Source organism: Oceanispirochaeta crateris (genome assembly GCF_008329965.1).
Lineage (GTDB): Bacteria > Spirochaetota > Spirochaetia > DSM-2461 > DSM-2461 > Oceanispirochaeta > Oceanispirochaeta crateris.
The window spans coordinates 1,304,833-1,321,824 of sequence record NZ_CP036150.1 but is presented as its reverse complement, the minus strand read 5'-3'; the positions used below and the strand labels follow the sequence as shown (position 1 = coordinate 1,321,824).

Genomic DNA, 16,992 nt, shown 5'->3' with positions numbered 1-16,992 from the left:
TATTCTGTCTACTTATAATACGGTATAATTCAATATCCAGTGGAGAACTTATGAACCAAAAAAATAGAAAGAACAGCTTTGAAGATTTATGCCTCACTATTGAGGCCTTAAGAGCTCCAGGTGGTTGCCCATGGGATAGAGAACAAACGCCTGAATCTTTGAGCAGTGATTTTATCGAAGAGGTTTATGAGGCCGTCGATGCTATCAAAGAAAAAGATGATGAACATTTAAAGGAAGAGCTCGGTGATGTTTATCTTCTAGTCACAATGATCGCTTATATGAAACAGCAGGAAGGTCAATTTAATATTGCTGATGTTCTTGACGGAATCAGAGAGAAACTCATCAGGCGTCATCCTCATGTGTTTGGTGATTCAACGGCAGATAGCCCGGATGACGTTCTTAAACAATGGGAAGATATTAAGGTTCATGTTGAAGGACGGTCTCCCAAAAAATCAATCCTTGATAAGGTCAGTAAAGGACTTCCTCCACTGGAACGGGCTTATAAGCTTCAGAAAAAAGCTGCAAAAGTTGGTTTTGACTGGCCAGATGTCAATGCCGTATGGGACAAGGTCCATGAAGAAATTGATGAAGTAAGATCTGTGGAACCAGAGAATAAAGACCACCTTCTGGAAGAAGTGGGAGATCTTCTATTCTCAGTAGTTAATATAGCCAGGTACCTGAATATTGATCCTGCCGAGGCCATGCATCACTGTAATCATAAATTCATGACAAGATTTTCCTATGTTGAAAATAAAATGAAAGATGAAAATCTTGACATGAATTCTGATAATTTTGAAAAAATGGATCAGCTCTGGGATGAGTCCAAATTGAAATAGTCTGAACTCCTACCCTTTTCATTGAGGGCCAGGAGTTTTGTCCTTTCTATGATCCATTCATCCATAGGGTCCGCTTCTCTAATTTCTCTCAGGAATTTGATAATATTGTTCATTTTCTTATTATGAAACCTGGCTTGAATAAAGAGTTTTCCCTCATCAATCTTGAATGTATAGTCCCCTTTTACACCCAGTTCTTCAGCCTTCTCCTGGAAATAGTCAAGCATTGAGTCATTTACGAGAATGGCTGTCTGCTCATCTGAATATGGCGTGAGAATATACTCTGAACCTGCATATGATCCCATGAGAGTCTTCTTTTTACGGGTTTTATCTTTCTGAAGGGGGTAAAATTTTACGGTATTAACGGAGAACCCTGTCGGTAGAAACTCATTGATTTTACCGATGAGGTCATCATTTGTCATTGCTGGTTTGTAAGGCATTTCAACCCCCATGATCTCCTGACGTCCCAAAACTCCCAGGCTCAAGGGATGGGCAAATTCAATTTTGGGTTTAGGATTAAATCCTTGTGTGAACGAGAGGGTTATTCCACTGCATTGGAAGGCCCGTTCAAATACATGAGCCGTATCCAGGTGACCAAGATAAATCGCCTGATCTTTTTTTGAAAATCCAAATACTGCCTTTACAGATTCTTCTCCAAGATCGTGAGTCTCAGTTTGCTCTACTTCCTTGACGGGAGGAAGATCGGGAAAGGTGTATTCATCAGGATTTTTAACGTGAATGTCCTTATTACAAACCCCACAAGGTTTTCTGCAGTCCTCTTCACAAGGAGCCGAAAGGACGGATTCAGAGGATTTGCACTTTTCTTCTTTGAAATAGGATGAATTGACTCGTAGAGAAATTGAGTCCCAAGGTAAGGATTCCTCTGCCCCTCGTTCCCTGCAGATTTCTTTTTCCACATCCCAGTCACACTCATTGATGACCTCTTTCCATATGGATCGGTCATGATACTCATCCCAGGCGTCAAAGCGTGCACCCCTACGAAAAGCTTTTTCTATGATATCCCCTGCTCTCTTATCGCCTCTGCTGATAATCCCTTCAATAAAAGAAGAATAGGGAGAATGAAATCCAAACTTGAAATTTTTACTTTTGAGACCATCCTTGAGGGTCATGATCTCTTTCATTCCTTCCTGATCATTGAGCTGTCGTACCCTTTCAAAAGGGGTATGAGGCTTGGGAATGAAGACTCCCGCATTGACATTGAATTTGATTCCAGATCCCATTTGAAGTTCCTGCAGGAAATTAACAATGGCTTCGCTTTCAGTTGTATCACCGCTTTCCACAGGGAGTCCCAGCATAAAATAAAATTTTGCCAGTTTCCAACCCTTTTCACGGGCTTCCTTGAGGAGTTGAAGGATCTTATCCCTGGAAACATCCTTATTGAGACCCCTCTGGCCAGCAGAATCTGGGGTTTCAACGGCAAAGGTTAAGCCGCTTCTTCTAACAGAGGATATTTCAGATAAGAGACTGAGGTTCAGGGAGTTCACCCTGAGGGAGGGCAGCTGGAATGAAATATGTCTGGAATTATAGACCTTGTTGAGGTGTTCTACCAAGGGCAATAGACCCTTGTAATCCCCTGAAGAAAGGGATGATAAGGTGATATTACGAAAACCGCAGTTTGAAACTAGATGTTCTGCTTCATCAAGGATATCATGAACATCTTTTTGCCTGAAAGGTCTGTAGAAGTATCCGGCATGACAAAATCGGCAGCCATTGGGACAGCCCCGCATAATTTCTATAACACCATGTTCCTGTACTGTGGTGAGAGAAGCAATGGGAAGATTGCTCCTCAGGACACTACCCTTCCCAAAATCAGTATAGATCGCTCTCACTGTTTTTGTTTCTTTCCCCGGCCACCAGTATGCCGGATCTTGTCTGAGTATTTCGGCTAGAGCTTCTTTTCCTTCTCCCGCGGAAGCCGTTAATGAAGCGGCATACTCATTGATAAAGACCTCACCCTCGCCAATATAGACATAGTCAACAAAATCGCTGAATGCTTCCGGATTCGTGGCGGCTGGTCCTCCGGCTATAATGAGGGGATCATTTGGTCCTCTATCGGCTCTCCTAATTGGAATTTGACCTAAATCCATTATGTTCAAAAGGTTTGTAAGGGTCAGTTCATAACCAATGGAGAAGGCCAATATATCCAGTTCATTCAATGGGATTCCCGTTTCAAGGGTAAATAGAGGGATATTCTTATTTCTGAGAACTTCCTCAAAATCCTGGGCCGGTGCAAATACTCGCTCACACTGTATCCCTTTGACCGCATTGTAACGGTTATAAAGAATTCGAATTGCCTGATTGGACATGCCAATTTCATACATATCCGGGAAGGATATGGCCATTTTCAATGGTTCATCTTTTTTATAGATGCAACCCAACTCTCCACCAGTATATCTGGCGGGCTTACTCACTTTGAGAAGTTCTCTTGAGAGATCTTTATGCACTGTGATATTTGTCATTAATTTACGTTTTTATATCGTCTGTGATATACACTTAACAGGATGCCTATCCCGAAGAGTATGGTCCACAACGATGATCCTCCATAGGAAAGAAAGACAAGAGGAATACCAGTTATAGGCATGATTCCAATTGCCATTCCAATATTTATCATGAAGTGAAAGAATATCATTCCTACCAAGCCTGAGGCAATCAGGGATCCAAACAGATCTCGTGATTTCAAGATTATATTGATGCATCTCCAAAATATTATTGAAAAAAGTAGGATGATGAGGAGGTTCCCCATGAATCCGATTTCTTCAGAAATAATGGAAAAAATAAAGTCAGTACTTTGTTCTGGTAGGTAACGATAGTGAGATTGTGTTCCCTTAAGGTATCCTTTGCCAAAGGCTCCTCCTGAGCCAACAGCCGTTACAGATTGAATAATATTCCACCCCGATCCCCGAGGATCTACCTGAGGGTCAAGAAACACGATAAGTCTCATGACCTGGTACTCTTTTAATACCTTTCTGGCAAAGAAAGAGAGCACATAAGAAATCCCTGTAATTGTCAAAAAAGAAGAGATTAGATAGAAATATCCCTTCCTTGTTAAAAAATAGCCCAATAGGGAAATAATCACTATGGCAGCCATGGCCAAACTGATAATCGTCATGATCTTCTGGTCTGTGAACAATATGATGGAGTTACTCTCTGTTTTGGAAATAAACATCGAATAGTAGGGGTACATAGAAAAGAGTATTGTTAGAATCCCAGTGGAAATTAAAAAAATTAAATTTCTGCTTTTTCCCCCGGCCATAAACATCATTATGATAAATATGGGTATGAAAACCATGGCAGTTCCCAGGTCCGGCTGAATCAGCACAAGGCCCATGGGGAGAAAAATAATAATGAAAGCGACAATGAATGTGCGGATTGATTGAATCGAATTCCGGTTGTCTTCGAGGTAGGAGCTAAGAAACAATATTGTTGTCAACTTAGATATTTCAGATGGCTGAATTCCCAAAGATCCAATTCCTATCCATGATCTGGAGCCATTGACTACCTGACCAAAAGTTGCGGTTAGTGCCAGGAGTATGAGCGCTATGAAATATAACCAGGGAGATATGGCCTTAAAGATCTTGTAATCCAGAAATGAAACAATTAAAAGAAGAATATCTCCGCTGATGACCCACACAATCTGCTTTATATACTCAGTGCTCACCACGACACCATTAGAGTTCACCCCACTGGAATAGATGAAAAAAATTCCAATAATCATCAGAATCTGTACAGATACAAACAGAAAGAAATCAAATCCGAAGATGGAAGAGAGATTTATTTTAATCTTCATTTTCTTCCTCCAATTCAATTTCTCTTACATACCAGACTCCCCGGGATTTCATATATTTAATTGTTTCCTCGTAGTTCATATTCCCGTAAACACCCTGATAGATGATGTCTGCGGCCTTCGGAGCCCACCATTCCCATTCATTGGATGCTTCCACCATGGTGATGACCACAATTTTCTGGCCATCATTTTCTTCGGTCCAAGGGGCATATGAGGCAAACCAGGAATGCCAGTTTTCCTTGAGTCCTACCTCTCCAGTTCCAGTTTTTCCAGCCACAGGTACCTGATCATTGAGAATCACCACCTCTGCGGTTCCCTGGGATATGACTGATCTAAGGTATTCCCTCATTTTGTGTAGATTTTCAAGGCTCATATTTGTTTTTCTTAAAACTTCTGGAGCAATCTCTTCAACAACAGATCTGTTTGATGTATTGACGACTTTTTTCAGAAGATGGGGCCTATAGATTTCGCCATCATTGGCAATGGCCGCTACCACATTAGCCATTTGCAAGGGAGTCACAGAAACAAATCCCTGACCTATGGTGACATTGAGAGTATCTCCCAATGTCCAAGGGCTGTTATAATTCTGTTGTTTCCAGGCTGGTGTGGGAACATTTCCCATGACTTCACCCTGAAGATCAATTCCAGTTGCGGCTCCCAAACCGAAAGACCTGGCATATTCAGAAATTTTATCAATTCCCAGGTTTTCAACACCTATGGTACCAAAATAGATATTGCAGGATTCGGCCAGGGCTTCTTTCAAATTGAGCTTACCGTGTCCTGTTTTTTTATGACAATAAAAGGTTCTGTTTCCCAGTGTCATACTACCTGTACAATCAACAAGTCTATTTTCACTGACAGCCTCTTCTTCCAGAAGAGCCGATGTCATCAAAATTTTAAATGTGGATGCAGGGGCATAAGACGACTGGATGGCTCTATTTAAAAAAGGAAAATCAGGATTAAGAGACAAGGAGCCAAAACTTTCAGGACCGGGTTGATTAAACAGATTGGGATTGAATCCCGGGTATGAAACCAAGGCTAGGATTTCACCATTATCAGGGTTTAAAACTACGACAGAACCCTTTCTTGGGCCAAGAGCCTTTTCAGCCAGTTCCTGGATGTGTCTGTCAATCGTAAGTACAAGGTCATAACCGTTCTCAGGAGGCTGTAGGTTGCCTTCCTTGTTCATCTGTTGGCCTTTTACATCCACAGTATTAAAAATCCTGCCGTTCTTACCGCGCAAAATATGATCATACTGTTTTTCTATGCCATTTTTTCCTAGAACAGAACTAGTATTGTATCCTCTGTTATAAAGAACCTGGAGTTCTTCATTGGTAATATTTCCAACATATCCCAGGATATGGGCAATAGAACCTGTCATATTATAAAAACGTTTGGGTTTGCTGCTCCATGATATACCCGGAAATGCTTCTATATGTTCTGCAATCTTGGTAATCTTATCAAAAGAAACTCCGTCGGCAATTTCAATGGGAATATAGGATGAGAATCGATTATCCGGAAATTTTGACATAAGTTCATTGTATGAAATATTTAATATTTCCGAGAGATTTTCCATCATTTGCGGGAAACTGTCTCTATCTCCATCAGCGGAGATATAATTCACCGCAAATGAGTCAATGTTCATGGCAAGAGGAGCATCCATATTCCTATCAAATATTCGTCCTCTCTGAGCCGGAATTATATTGGACCGTTGTGATACCGCTTTTGCCTTTCTTTCATAGATTAGGTTATCGACAATTTGTAAATTGAATAATTTATATATGTAAAAGAGAACTACGATCACAAAAAATGAACCCAGAACGAGGATTCTTCCTCTGCTGATTTTTTCCATAGATTTCATAAATTAAAGGGTTTTCCTTTCCTTAAGAATTACATCAAATAACACTTTAATCATTTGGAATAAAAAAGGAGCTAAAAGAGCATTCATCAAGAGTTCAAAGCCAAATGAAGTAGTTATAAAAATACTACCTGAATATTCCACTTTGAATATTTCTAGAATAAGGTAGGATAATGCTCCTTTGAGCAATGTCGTCAACGACACCGAAAGTATGGGGAATAAGACAGGATCCATGATCAGTCTGTCATGGAATAGACCCGTGAGGAAACCAATGATTGTACGGATCAAACTGTTAAAACCGAGGGGAGACAGGCTGAGAAAATCTTCCATAAGCCCCGTGGTAAATCCCGTAAGCTGACCTGTCACACTGCCGTAACGAATTGAAATACAAACAAGAATAATCAGCGTAATATCGGGAGTTCCAAAACTTAAGGACAAATACCTGGATAAGGTTGTTTTGATCAATATTGAGAAGATCATTAGAAATAAAATTGTCAGAGACTTCTTCATTTCATCTGCTCCTCTAAACCTGTGAGGATAAACACAAATTCAAGTTGTCCAAAATCAATGGTAGGAGTGATCTCAATTTCAAGGGATGTGTTGTATTCCTTCGAAGTAATGCTTTCTACTTTTCCGATGTATATACCTCCAGGATAGAGAGACTGCATTCCCGATGTGATAACCATGTCATCCACATTGATCTGATTTAAGGCTGTTTTTTTAACATAGTTCATGATCAGATGGTTTTCAGTATCGCCCTGGCCACTGACCAGCCCTTCAAAACGAGACTTTTGGAATCTGGATGCAACAAAATTTGTACTATTATAGATTGGTATGACCTGTGAAGAGTTAAATCCTGTTTGAATTACCTTTCCCACGAGTCCTAACACGCCATTTTGATAGGCCGTTACAGGCATATCTTTGGTAATTCCGTCCATACTTCCCTTATCTATGATAAAAGAAGAGAACAGATTGACAGGATCTTTTCCTATGATTTTAGCGGGTATATGATCCAGATCCAGAGATTTTGAAAATCCCAACTGCTCCCTTAAGAGGATGTTTTCTTGAATGATTTCTTCAAAATTTCTATTCATTTCCTGAAATTCGTTGAGTTTTTGAAGAGTTAGATCATACTGATTCTTTAAATTCTTCAGTTCATTAATCGAGTTTACAGTATCTGTAAACCAGGTCATGGTCCCATGAATTCCTTGCTGAAATAAAGACAATACACTCATACCCATTGATTTAGGGGTAAGGAGCATCATATTGGTTGAGAATATGAGTATTACTATATTAATAACAATGAGAATCAGAAAGGACGGAACTCCCCAGAATCTACTGATTTGCTGATTTTTCGCCATTTCTGACCGCTACTATGAGTTCAAGTTGTCATAAATACTACGGCTTCTGTTGGCACCCTTGGCATATTCAAAATACATACCAGCGCCCAATGCCACACAAAGCAGCGGATTTTCAGCGAGTATAACGGGAACACCCGTTTCTTTTGATAGGAGTTTTGGCAGGCCTTTCAACGCAGATCCTCCTCCTGTCATCACAATCCCTCTTTCCACTATATCAGCTGCCAGCTCGGGAGGAGTCTGACCAAGAGTTCTCTTCACTTCTTCCACAATGGCATTGATAGGTTCCTGTAAGGCTTCTCTCACTTCAACCGAATCGATTTCCAGGCGTCTGGGAAGGCCTGTGATGGCATCCGTTCCCTTGATTTCCATTTTTTCAATTTTGTTATCGGGAGAGGCATTTCCTATACTGATTTTTAATCTTTCTGCGGATTGCTCACCAATAATCAGGTTATGAACAGATCGAACATGTTTTATGATGGCCACATCAAAACCATCACCAGCCAGTCTTATCGCATTGGTAACAACCATACCACCCAATGATATGACCGATATTTCAGTTGTACCACCACCGATATCAACAACCATGTGTCCGGCAGGCTCAAAAATTGGTATATTAGCACCAATGGCAGCAGCCAATGATTCTTCAATAATCTTGACTTCCCGTGCTCCGGCCTTGAAAGCACTCTCTTCCACAGCTCTTCTTTCAACCTCTGTAATACAGGAAGGAACTCCAATAACCATGCGGGGTTTGATGAGCCATCTCTTTGGGAGAACTTTAGCAATAAAGTAGCGGATCATTTTTTCTGTCGTTTCAAGGTCTGCTATAACGCCGTCTCTTAGAGGGCGGATGGCTATAATATCACCTGGAGTTTTCCAGAGCATTGCCTTGGCTTCTGTTCCTACGGCTACAACCTTTTTTGTGCCACGTTCAACAGCCACTACAGAGGGTTCACTGCTGACAATTCCTTTTCCTCTGACATATATAAGTGTGTTACAGGTTCCCAGATCAATACCGATATCAGTTGAGAATCCGTCGAATAACTTCTTTGAACGAGCCATAATTCCTCCCAGGAATAGTAAACAAAGTTGTATTTTGAAGGGATGTGATACTATCCCCTCAGTTATATAATCTGAGCCGTGCACCACGGTGCTCCGGATCAATTCTTAATGTCTGATGCCAATAGGCTCTTGCCGATTGATTATCCTGATTCAGATAATTTATCTCACCCAGTAAAAAAAAGGCTTCTGCCACAGTTGGATCCAAATCTGTAAGAGTTGTGAAGGTCTCTTCAGCACTCTTCAAATTTTTTATATCATAATAAAGTTTTCCAAGTTGAAAAAGCCCCTCTTTCTGTAAAGATTCATCTGTTGTGTGATCAATTAATATCTTATAGTATTCGGCGGCTTTTTCATATTCCCTGAATTTAAAAGAATCTTCAGCAATTTTCAGATACAAGCGGTCTGATTGGAATTTCTTCAGAGCTATTTCATAGGATTCAATACTCTTATCATACTCTCCCAGATAGGAGTAGGCTTCACCTAGAAACTCATAGCTATCTAGATTCTCATATCCGGCTTCTATCGCTTTATAAAGGTATTTAATGGATAAATCGGCATAATATTTACCTTTATATAGGTAGGATTTTCCCAGTATATAATAGACCAGTTCAACCTGTGGCAGATCTTTAAGGATCAGGGCCTTTCTGAGATCTAAGACAGCCTTATTTAAATAAAGGTTTACTTCATCCGCAGATATTTGTGATATGGCCTTATGGTAGCTCGCAAATCCTGAAAATATAAGACTGTAAGGATCCATTGGATTATTAATGAGATTGGTTTCAGTCAATGTCAGAATGGAATCATAATCCTGCAAGTTCCATAAACGGATAAGATTAAGATCTGTCGGCTGTGCCTTGAGCTGCCTGTTGAAAAATAGTGAGCCTCTGAATACTCCCCAGAATGCAAGTACAAGCAGCATCACTGTCAGGATCAAGGGTAGGATTATACCTTTCCGGGATTGTTGACTCTTCTTATACACTCTTGCCTCAATTAGAATAAAAACAGGTCTGTAAGCCGGGTTCTGTCTTAGGACTGCCATCTATCTTATTCCAGGGTTGCCCCTGAACTTTAGCAATCTACCCGCAGACTTTAGGCGAGAAACCCGGTCTGCTGCTTGATTTTGCTCCTGATGAGGTTTATCGTGCCTCCCTCGTTGCCGATGGAGCGGTGGGCTCTTACCCCGCCTTTTCACCCTTACCTTCTGACTTGCAGAAGGCGGTTTGTTTTCTGTGACACTTTCTGTCGTTCCCAATAAGGGAACGCCCGGGAATTACCCGGCATCATTCTCTATGGAGCCCGGACTTTCCTCCGGAAGAACAAGCCTTCCGGCGGCAGTCAGACCTGTTAAATTAACATTATTTAGTCCAAATCAAAATCATCAACAAGGTCTGCAAGTCCACCCATTTCCTGAGCTGTAAAAACTTCTTCAGACTGTTGATCGTCACCTTCTTCACTGTGGAAGAGGATACGGCTGCAGTAGGGGCAGAAAAGAATTTCTTCACCCTTACGCACGTCATTTACGAATTGACCTGGTAGAATCATATGACAACCGGTACAGATTCCACCCAATACAGGGACAATACCTAAACCAGATTTGTTTCTGATAATTCTTTCAAATTTGAAGAGTATTTCTTCATTCATTCCAGGAACTACATCGGCTTCTTCAGATTTGAGGCTCTTGAGCAACTCTTCCTTGCTCTGTTTTTCAGCATCATTTTTTTCCTGTTCAACCTTCAGTTCTTCTTCCTGCTGAGAAATCATCTGTTCTTCTCTCTGCAGGCTGTTCAGCATGTCTTCCAGCGCTCTTTCTTCCCTCTGGATATCTCTTCGCAGTTTTTGTTCTTTTTCGGTCGCATCCTTGATTTCTTTCTCAAGGGCTTCATATTCCCTCTGAGTTGAAATGACATCCATGCGTTTTTCAAACTCTTCTCGCTGACGTTCCGCTTCACCCATTTCATGTTTTAATACCTTGATTCTATCCTTGGTATTTTCATATTCCTGGTTTTTTTCAATGTATGATTTTTTAAGGCGGTTCAGAAGCTCAGTTTTGGTAGCGAGGTTTTTTGGAATTCCTTCGATTTCCTTTTCAATCTCAAACTTTTGAGACAGGATCTCCTGTAGTTTCTGTAATTTATCAAATGTTCCCTGCATGATTATATTTTCCTCTCATCCCCTGATATTAATTTTCCAGATAGTCTTTTAATCGGCGGCTTCTCTTTGGATGCCTGAGCCTGCGGAGCGCCTTAGCCTCAATCTGTCGTATTCTTTCCCTAGTGACATTAAAATACAACCCTACTTCCTCAAGAGTCAATGAGTAGCCGTCTTCCAGGCCAAATCTCATTTTAAGCACTTCCTGTTCTCTTGGCGGCAGTGTTTCCAAAACTTCCTGAAGTTGTTCCTGAAGGATCTTGAAAGCCGTCTGATTTGCCGGATTCTCAACATCTTTGTCTTCAATGAAGTCTCCCAGAAGCGAATCTTCTTCCTCTCCAATGGGAGTTTCAAGAGATATGGGCTCTCTGGCTACATTTTTTACAGATTTGACCCTGGCAACAGTCCAGCCCAGTCTTTCTGCAATTTCTTCATCAGTTGGTTCTCTTCCTTTTATCTGCATCAACTGTCTGGATTCACGAACAACCTTATTGATCTGTTCAATCATATGTACAGGAACACGGATTGTTCTTGCCTGATCTGAAATAGATCTGGTAATGGCCTGTCGGATCCACCATGTCGCATAAGTTGAGAATTTATACCCCTTACGATATTCGAACTTCTCAACAGCTTTAATGAGTCCGATATTTCCTTCCTGGACAAGATCAAAAAAGTGAAGACCTCTGTTTGTATATTTTTTGGCTATACTAACAACCAATCTAAGGTTGGCTTTAATCAAGCGGTCTTTGGCATTCTTCATCATGGTTCTTCCATGATTTATGTCCTGAGCCTTGATAAGAAGATCTTCGGAGGTATTTTCAAATTCAACTTCAAGATCATGGAGATTCTTTTCTGCCACTTGTACCTGACGGATGAGTTCTTTGATTTCATCACTGGTAAGCCCCAAAGAATCTTCAATTTCATGTCTTTTGACTTTGCTGGCCAGTCCCCTTCCAAGATTTCTCAGTTCTTTCATGTTGCTGACTCTTAAAGTCCGCTCAATCTTGTCCTGTTTTCTTCGATTCTGTTTAATTTTCCTGGCAGCATCAATATACTTCTCAGAAAGATAAAAAATCTCTTCCTGATGTATGTCTATACTGATGATTGCTTCCAGTAGTTCCACTCTTTTAGCAGTCAGTTTTTTATCGAAAATAACATCCCCGTCTGTCGCTGCAATTTTCTCTTTTTGATCCATATAGGCTTTCAAAGATGGAAAAATTGACTTTAAGGGTTCTCTGTAATACTGATTCAGCCTTCGTTTTTCAGCCAGATAATCCGATATCTCTTTCTTGGAAAAATTCATTTCTCGTGGATCGGCTTTTGAAAAAGCTTTCTGGGCCAGATGAAAGAATTCTGGAATAATCATTCCCGAGGTTTTGAGGATATTTTTTATAATCTCCTCGCCTTCTTCCATCTGTTTAGAAAGTTCTACTTCCTGTAAGGCTGTGAGAAGATTTTCTTTTCCTATTTCTCTGAGGTAGAGCCTTATGGGATCATCTATAGAGGAGTCTTTCTCGTTAAAAACGAGTTTTCTTGTGTCTCCTCTTTCAGGTTCCTCTTCCTCGTCACTCTTGCTACTTTCGTCATCATCTTCTTCAAGATCATCATCGAGTTCCAGTTCATCTTCATCTATGATGCCATCAGTATCGGGTTCTCCATCAGTATCATCACTGGCAACGACAACCACCGGATCTGAAATGATAGAGGCCACTCCATCATCTATATCATCATCTTCAAGATCGTCTACCAGATCTTCTTCAGGGTCGACACCGTCAAGAGCAGGTTCATCCTCGATAATATTCACATTCATTTCTTCTAATAATGAAATGACAGCTTCAATCTTTTCTGAGTTCACAATATCATCGGGAAGCAATTCATTCATCTCGCTATATGTGAGACTTTTTTTTGTTTTTACATACTCTAATAATTTACTTATCGCGGGGTCAGTTTCAATTTCTGACATTATTCCCTCACCTTCAAATCTTCAATTTCCTTGTCAAGGGTCTGTTTTTCTATAATCAGTTCATTCACCAATTCCCAGGAATGGTTGTCCTTTGTGGCTTGACTCATAATACGGTTGATTTCTCTGCTTCTCTTCTGCAGATATCTCCTCCTGATAAGAAGGAGCGTTGTATTGATCAACTCTGACGCATTTTCATCAAGCTCGCCGGTAGAAATCTTTTCCATCATTATCCTTTTCACGGACTCATCTTCTATTCTAGACATCAAACTTTCAGTGTTGCTTTCATTGTTTTTTTCACATTCAATAAGGGCGTTGTATAAAATTATGGCCCTCTGGTCCTGAAAGTCAAATTCACTTAGATATTGTTTGATTTTCGATAAGAATTCCCGATGCTGAGCCACAGCTAAAATTAAGAATAGCTCATCCGTCATTTTCTGATCCTGAATTGGGGGCTGTTTTGTTTTAATATCGTTCCTGGATAATTTTTTCGTCTGGCGGTTTAGTTCAAAAAGCAATGATTTGCTTTCTATTCCTAAATTTTCCGCTAGTGTACCAAGACATAAATCCCTTTTTATTTCAGACTCAATCGACTCAATATATGGAAATAATTCCTTTACTACCTGTTCCTTACCCTCCGGTGTTGAAATATCATAAGACACCATTGCAAAATGTAACAGGTATTCGAATAGATTTACAGAGGTTTTCAACACTTTTTTTAATGTTTCACCCCCTTCTTTTTCAAGAATTTCCGCAGGATCAGAATTCTCTGGCAGTTTTATTACTTTTACTGGCAATTCCTGCTGCTCAAAAACAATACCTGCTTTGTAGGTTGCCGCTCTTCCGGCAGCATCTCCGTCAAATAAAATATACCCTCTTTCACTATACCGTTTGAGCAGCCTCGACTGTTCTTGCGTGAAAGCCGTGCCAAGGGGAGCCACAGCAGTTTTGATTCCCGCCTGATGAAGAGCCACAACATCGACATTGCCTTCACACAAATAAAATTCCTTGGTCTTTCTCAATTCTTCACGACTCTGCCATAGGCCATAAAGGAGCCTGCTCTTATTGTATAGGGCTGTTTCCGGAGAGTTTATATATTTAGGAGATTTTGGATCGTTGTTCATTGTCCTGCCACTGAAAGCTATGACTTCTCCCTGGTTGGAATAGATTGGAAACATGAGTCTGTCATAAAATAGAGGCCAACGGGAATTTTTTTTTGAAAATAATCCGGATGAGGCTAGAAAATCTTCTGAATAATTTCTGTCTTTTAAAAACCCATAGAGCCAATTGGGGTCTGATGGGGCGTAACCCAGTTGGAATTTCAGGATTGTTTCTTCATGTATGCCTCTGCGGGTTAAATACTGTCTTGTAGCCGCGGCCTGGTCGTTATTCATGAGGATGTAATGAAAACTTCCACAGACTCTCTTATAAAGATCTTTGAGTGAGTTCCTTTGGATCACATCTTCTTCGGATTCGTCAGACTGTTCCGGTAGTATGACACCTGCCTTGTCGGCCGCGAAGCGGATAGCCTCAATGAAACTAAGACCTTCTATTTCCATAATGAAGTTAAAAAGACTTCCTCCTTTATGGCATCCAAAACAGTAGTACATCCCCTGCTCTGGCCTGACTGAAAATGAAGGAGTTTTTTCATTATGAAATGGGCAACAGCCCCAATAGCGGTCACCTTTTCGCTTTAGAGTAGAGTATTCACCAATGATACTCAGTATGTCGCTTTTTTCCTTTATCTCTTCAACTAGGGCTTCAGGTATTCGCATTCAGTCTATTTGCTCCTAAAACCCTGGATGTAGGATTCACGGGCATTGTTATGATCTGCCAGGGTGCTTGTAAAATTATGAGTCCCCGCAGCGGCATCTTTCACTACAAAAAAGAGATAGTCTGTTTGAGCCGGATTGAAGGCAGCTTTCAGAGCTGTTTTTCCAGGATTGGAAATCGGGGCCGGCGGAAGAGTCTTATTCAAATAGGTATTGAATTCAGACTGGATTTCAAGGTCTCTGAAAAAAACCCTGTCCGGGTGGGGTTTGCCCTGCTCTTCTGTAATCACATATATGACAGTGGCACAGGATTGAAGCGGCATACCAATCTTCATCCGATTATAAAAGACTGAGGCTATGAGGGGGGCCTCTACAGCGACTCGATACTCTTTTTCAACAATTGAAGCCAGGATCACTTTCTCCTGCAACTTGGCATTTGACAATTCTTTATAAAATGGAAATATATCTTCAAGGTTATTAAAATATGTTTGCACCATATGTTCCAGAACCTGTTCTGGTGGAAAATCTAGCTGAAAAAAGTAGGTATCGGGAAAGAGGTACCCTTCGGCAGAATTTCCGGGTATACCCAGACGGTTTAACAATTCCTTGGATTTTAATGAATCAAGAAAAGCCTCCTGGTTAACAATTCCTTTAGACTCCAGGATGATTGCAATTTCAGAAGATGTCAGACCCTCTGGAATCGTCACTTTCACCAACTCTTGTTTTCCCTCCTCAAGGAGGCGCAGAATCTCCAAGCCGCTTAAATTCGGCGAAAAGTTGTACAAGCCGCTCTTGACTGAGAACGGATGTATAAGGCGGCTATAGACCTTGTATAGCCATTTATCATGGATTAAGTTTCGCTCTTGAAGCAAGTCCAGTGTGGAATACAGAGATTCGCCTTTTGGGATGGTTATCTGTATCATTTCCGTTGGATCATGGCCATCTGAGACGGGCTGAAAACTCTTGTATATGTAGAATGTAATTCCGGCTGTTGATATTACCAGAATAAGTAATAGTATGATTAATATTTTTTTAAACAATTAAGACTCTCCTGTAGTCATATTCTGAAGAGATTGAATTTGGGACACTGTGAGCGAGTTGAATAATTTTTTTTCAATTTTATGGAGGAGTTCTTTCATAGGCGTATCCAGTTTCTCATACTCGGAAGACAGATACTGATAAAGCCGAACCATCTCTTCCTCAGTCATAGTAATAGTCATTTCCATAAGTTAGACAACTTCAAAGTTCTATATTTAAACCTTCTACCGCCAGTTGAACATTTACTTCGGGTTTTCCCTTAGATCTATGGGTATACCAGCGGGCAGACCGCTGAATCGATGACATCTTTTTATCATCATAAAGAGGCTCATGATGAAAGAGGTATAACTCGGATATACCAAATTCGATGGCAAAATCTACGGCCATGCTATAAGACGAATGACCCCAGTCATATTTTTCAAATGCTTCACCCAGGGTATATTGAGCATCCAGAACAAGGGCGTCTGCCCTCTCAAAAAACTTAATGTTTTTTTTGGACCTGTTGAAATCCTCCTGTCTAAGTTCTGTATCGGAAGAATATATGAAACTCCTGTCATTCTGTTCAATCTTATAGGCAAATGATCCATTGGGATGATTTCGCTTTATCCAGAAGATTTTGCCTCCAGGAAGGTCCAGTCTATTACCCTTCAGAAGGTGAAAGTTGCATTTTGCATTGAAAGAATCAAAAGTCACAGGATGATAGGGAGCAACCATGAAATTTCGCAGAATCTCTTCCATCTTAGGATAGGGACTGTAAAAATGGACTGTTACTTCCGGATCATACATCATGCCAAAATAAGGTAGTCCCAGAATGTGATCATAGTGAAAATGACTGAAGAATATATGAAAGGTCTTAACCTTGTCCTTTCTTTTACGCAGGGATCTTTCAAGCTCTCTTAATCCTGTCCCGCAATCAAGTATGACTAAGGACTCTTCGCAAAGTCTAACCTCAATACAGGCCGTATTACCTCCGGTTGTTCCGAAGATATATTCGGGTAACCGGGACAAAAAGAGCTCTCGGCTCTCAGGACTGACAAGGTCGGATGGTTTTACTCGTTGTATAGCAGCTGCAATTTTTGATTGTACAGCCTCTGGCGTCAAAGGAGTCGGTGAAGATCCCCTCACCCCTCTCAACCGTATATTCATTCCGCCTCCGGA

The 16,992-nt window shown here is 40.7% G+C and carries 14 protein-coding genes and 1 other RNA gene; 1 reads left to right on the top strand and 14 read right to left on the bottom strand.

Annotation, left to right across the window (positions count from 1 at the left end; translation table 11 throughout):
• The first annotated feature begins 50 nt into the window (after positions 1 to 50).
• Positions 51 to 836 carry a nucleoside triphosphate pyrophosphohydrolase gene (gene mazG, locus EXM22_RS06025; protein ID WP_149485644.1) on the top strand — a complete coding sequence of 262 codons (786 nt, stop codon included), beginning with the start codon at positions 51 to 53 and terminating at the stop codon, positions 834 to 836.
• Here the strand turns inward: mazG and EXM22_RS06020 are convergent.
• From EXM22_RS06020 to EXM22_RS05955, 14 genes are all read right to left on the bottom strand, one after another.
• Positions 806 to 3,313, bottom strand: a complete 2,508-nt coding sequence (locus EXM22_RS06020) for a TIGR03936 family radical SAM-associated protein (protein WP_149485643.1) — start codon at positions 3,311 to 3,313, stop codon at positions 806 to 808. The two genes, mazG and EXM22_RS06020, sit on opposite strands and share 31 nt — an antisense overlap.
• The gene (rodA, locus tag EXM22_RS06015; RefSeq protein WP_149485642.1) at positions 3,313 to 4,641 is read right to left on the bottom strand and encodes a rod shape-determining protein RodA; all 1,329 of its coding nucleotides are present in this window, start codon (positions 4,639 to 4,641) and stop codon (positions 3,313 to 3,315) included. Before rodA ends, EXM22_RS06020 begins: the two co-directional genes overlap by 1 nt.
• Positions 4,631 to 6,499 carry a penicillin-binding protein 2 gene (gene mrdA / locus EXM22_RS06010; RefSeq protein ID WP_149485641.1) on the bottom strand — a complete coding sequence of 623 codons (1,869 nt, stop codon included), beginning with the start codon at positions 6,497 to 6,499 and terminating at the stop codon, positions 4,631 to 4,633. Before mrdA ends, rodA begins: the two co-directional genes overlap by 11 nt.
• A 3-nt stretch (positions 6,500 to 6,502) precedes the next feature.
• Positions 6,503 to 7,006 (bottom strand): rod shape-determining protein MreD, encoded by a 504-nt coding sequence (mreD, locus tag EXM22_RS06005; protein ID WP_149485640.1) that lies wholly within the window; start codon positions 7,004 to 7,006, stop codon positions 6,503 to 6,505.
• Positions 7,003 to 7,857, bottom strand: a complete 855-nt coding sequence (mreC, locus tag EXM22_RS06000; protein ID WP_149485639.1) for a rod shape-determining protein MreC — start codon at positions 7,855 to 7,857, stop codon at positions 7,003 to 7,005. The genes mreD and mreC overlap by 4 nt, the downstream gene beginning before the upstream one ends.
• A gap of 12 nt (positions 7,858 to 7,869) precedes the next feature.
• Positions 7,870 to 8,916: a rod shape-determining protein gene (locus EXM22_RS05995; protein ID WP_149485638.1), complete on the bottom strand. Its 1,047-nt coding sequence runs from the start codon at positions 8,914 to 8,916 to the stop codon at positions 7,870 to 7,872.
• Positions 8,917 to 8,974: 58 nt separating this feature from the next.
• Complete coding sequence (locus tag EXM22_RS05990; RefSeq protein WP_149485637.1) at positions 8,975 to 9,850, bottom strand: tetratricopeptide repeat protein; 876 nt, start codon at positions 9,848 to 9,850, stop codon at positions 8,975 to 8,977.
• Positions 9,851 to 9,910: 60 nt separating this feature from the next.
• Positions 9,911 to 10,264: RNase P RNA component class A (rnpB, locus tag EXM22_RS05985), an RNA gene on the bottom strand.
• 11 nt (positions 10,265 to 10,275) lie between these two features.
• Positions 10,276 to 11,067 (bottom strand): zinc ribbon domain-containing protein, encoded by a 792-nt coding sequence (locus EXM22_RS05980; RefSeq protein WP_246157081.1) that lies wholly within the window; start codon positions 11,065 to 11,067, stop codon positions 10,276 to 10,278.
• A 28-nt stretch (positions 11,068 to 11,095) separates the two neighbouring features.
• Positions 11,096 to 13,027 (bottom strand): RNA polymerase sigma factor RpoD, encoded by a 1,932-nt coding sequence (rpoD, locus tag EXM22_RS05975; protein ID WP_149485635.1) that lies wholly within the window; start codon positions 13,025 to 13,027, stop codon positions 11,096 to 11,098.
• Positions 13,027 to 14,799 carry a DNA primase gene (dnaG, locus tag EXM22_RS05970; protein ID WP_149485634.1) on the bottom strand — a complete coding sequence of 591 codons (1,773 nt, stop codon included), beginning with the start codon at positions 14,797 to 14,799 and terminating at the stop codon, positions 13,027 to 13,029. The genes rpoD and dnaG overlap by 1 nt, the downstream gene beginning before the upstream one ends.
• 5 nt (positions 14,800 to 14,804) lie before the next feature.
• Positions 14,805 to 15,836 (bottom strand): endolytic transglycosylase MltG, encoded by a 1,032-nt coding sequence (gene mltG, locus EXM22_RS05965; protein WP_149485633.1) that lies wholly within the window; start codon positions 15,834 to 15,836, stop codon positions 14,805 to 14,807.
• Positions 15,837 to 16,004, bottom strand: a complete 168-nt coding sequence (locus EXM22_RS05960) for a hypothetical protein (protein ID WP_168203375.1) — start codon at positions 16,002 to 16,004, stop codon at positions 15,837 to 15,839.
• 31 nt (positions 16,005 to 16,035) lie between these two features.
• Entirely contained in the window at positions 16,036 to 16,980 is a 945-nt protein-coding gene (locus EXM22_RS05955) for an MBL fold metallo-hydrolase (protein ID WP_149485631.1), read from the bottom strand.
• Between the last annotated feature and the right edge of the window lie 12 nt (positions 16,981 to 16,992).

Excerpts from the sequence above, each read along its gene's own strand:
- EXM22_RS05995 (WP_149485638.1), bottom strand. The coding sequence starts at position 8,916 with ATGGCTCGTTCAAAGAAGTTATTCGACGGATTCTCAACTGATATCGGT.
- rpoD (WP_149485635.1), bottom strand. The coding sequence starts at position 13,027 with ATGTCAGAAATTGAAACTGACCCCGCGATAAGTAAATTATTAGAGTAT.
- mazG (WP_149485644.1), top strand. The coding sequence starts at position 51 with ATGAACCAAAAAAATAGAAAGAACAGCTTTGAAGATTTATGCCTCACT.
- rodA (WP_149485642.1), bottom strand. The coding sequence starts at position 4,641 with ATGAAGATTAAAATAAATCTCTCTTCCATCTTCGGATTTGATTTCTTT.
- EXM22_RS05980 (WP_246157081.1), bottom strand. The coding sequence starts at position 11,067 with ATGCAGGGAACATTTGATAAATTACAGAAACTACAGGAGATCCTGTCT.
- mreC (WP_149485639.1), bottom strand. The coding sequence starts at position 7,857 with ATGGCGAAAAATCAGCAAATCAGTAGATTCTGGGGAGTTCCGTCCTTT.
- EXM22_RS05955 (WP_149485631.1), bottom strand. The coding sequence starts at position 16,980 with ATGAATATACGGTTGAGAGGGGTGAGGGGATCTTCACCGACTCCTTTG.
- mrdA (WP_149485641.1), bottom strand. The coding sequence starts at position 6,499 with ATGAAATCTATGGAAAAAATCAGCAGAGGAAGAATCCTCGTTCTGGGT.
- dnaG (WP_149485634.1), bottom strand. The coding sequence starts at position 14,799 with ATGCGAATACCTGAAGCCCTAGTTGAAGAGATAAAGGAAAAAAGCGAC.
- mreD (WP_149485640.1), bottom strand. The coding sequence starts at position 7,006 with ATGAAGAAGTCTCTGACAATTTTATTTCTAATGATCTTCTCAATATTG.
- EXM22_RS06020 (WP_149485643.1), bottom strand. The coding sequence starts at position 3,313 with ATGACAAATATCACAGTGCATAAAGATCTCTCAAGAGAACTTCTCAAA.
- EXM22_RS05960 (WP_168203375.1), bottom strand. The coding sequence starts at position 16,004 with ATGACTGAGGAAGAGATGGTTCGGCTTTATCAGTATCTGTCTTCCGAG.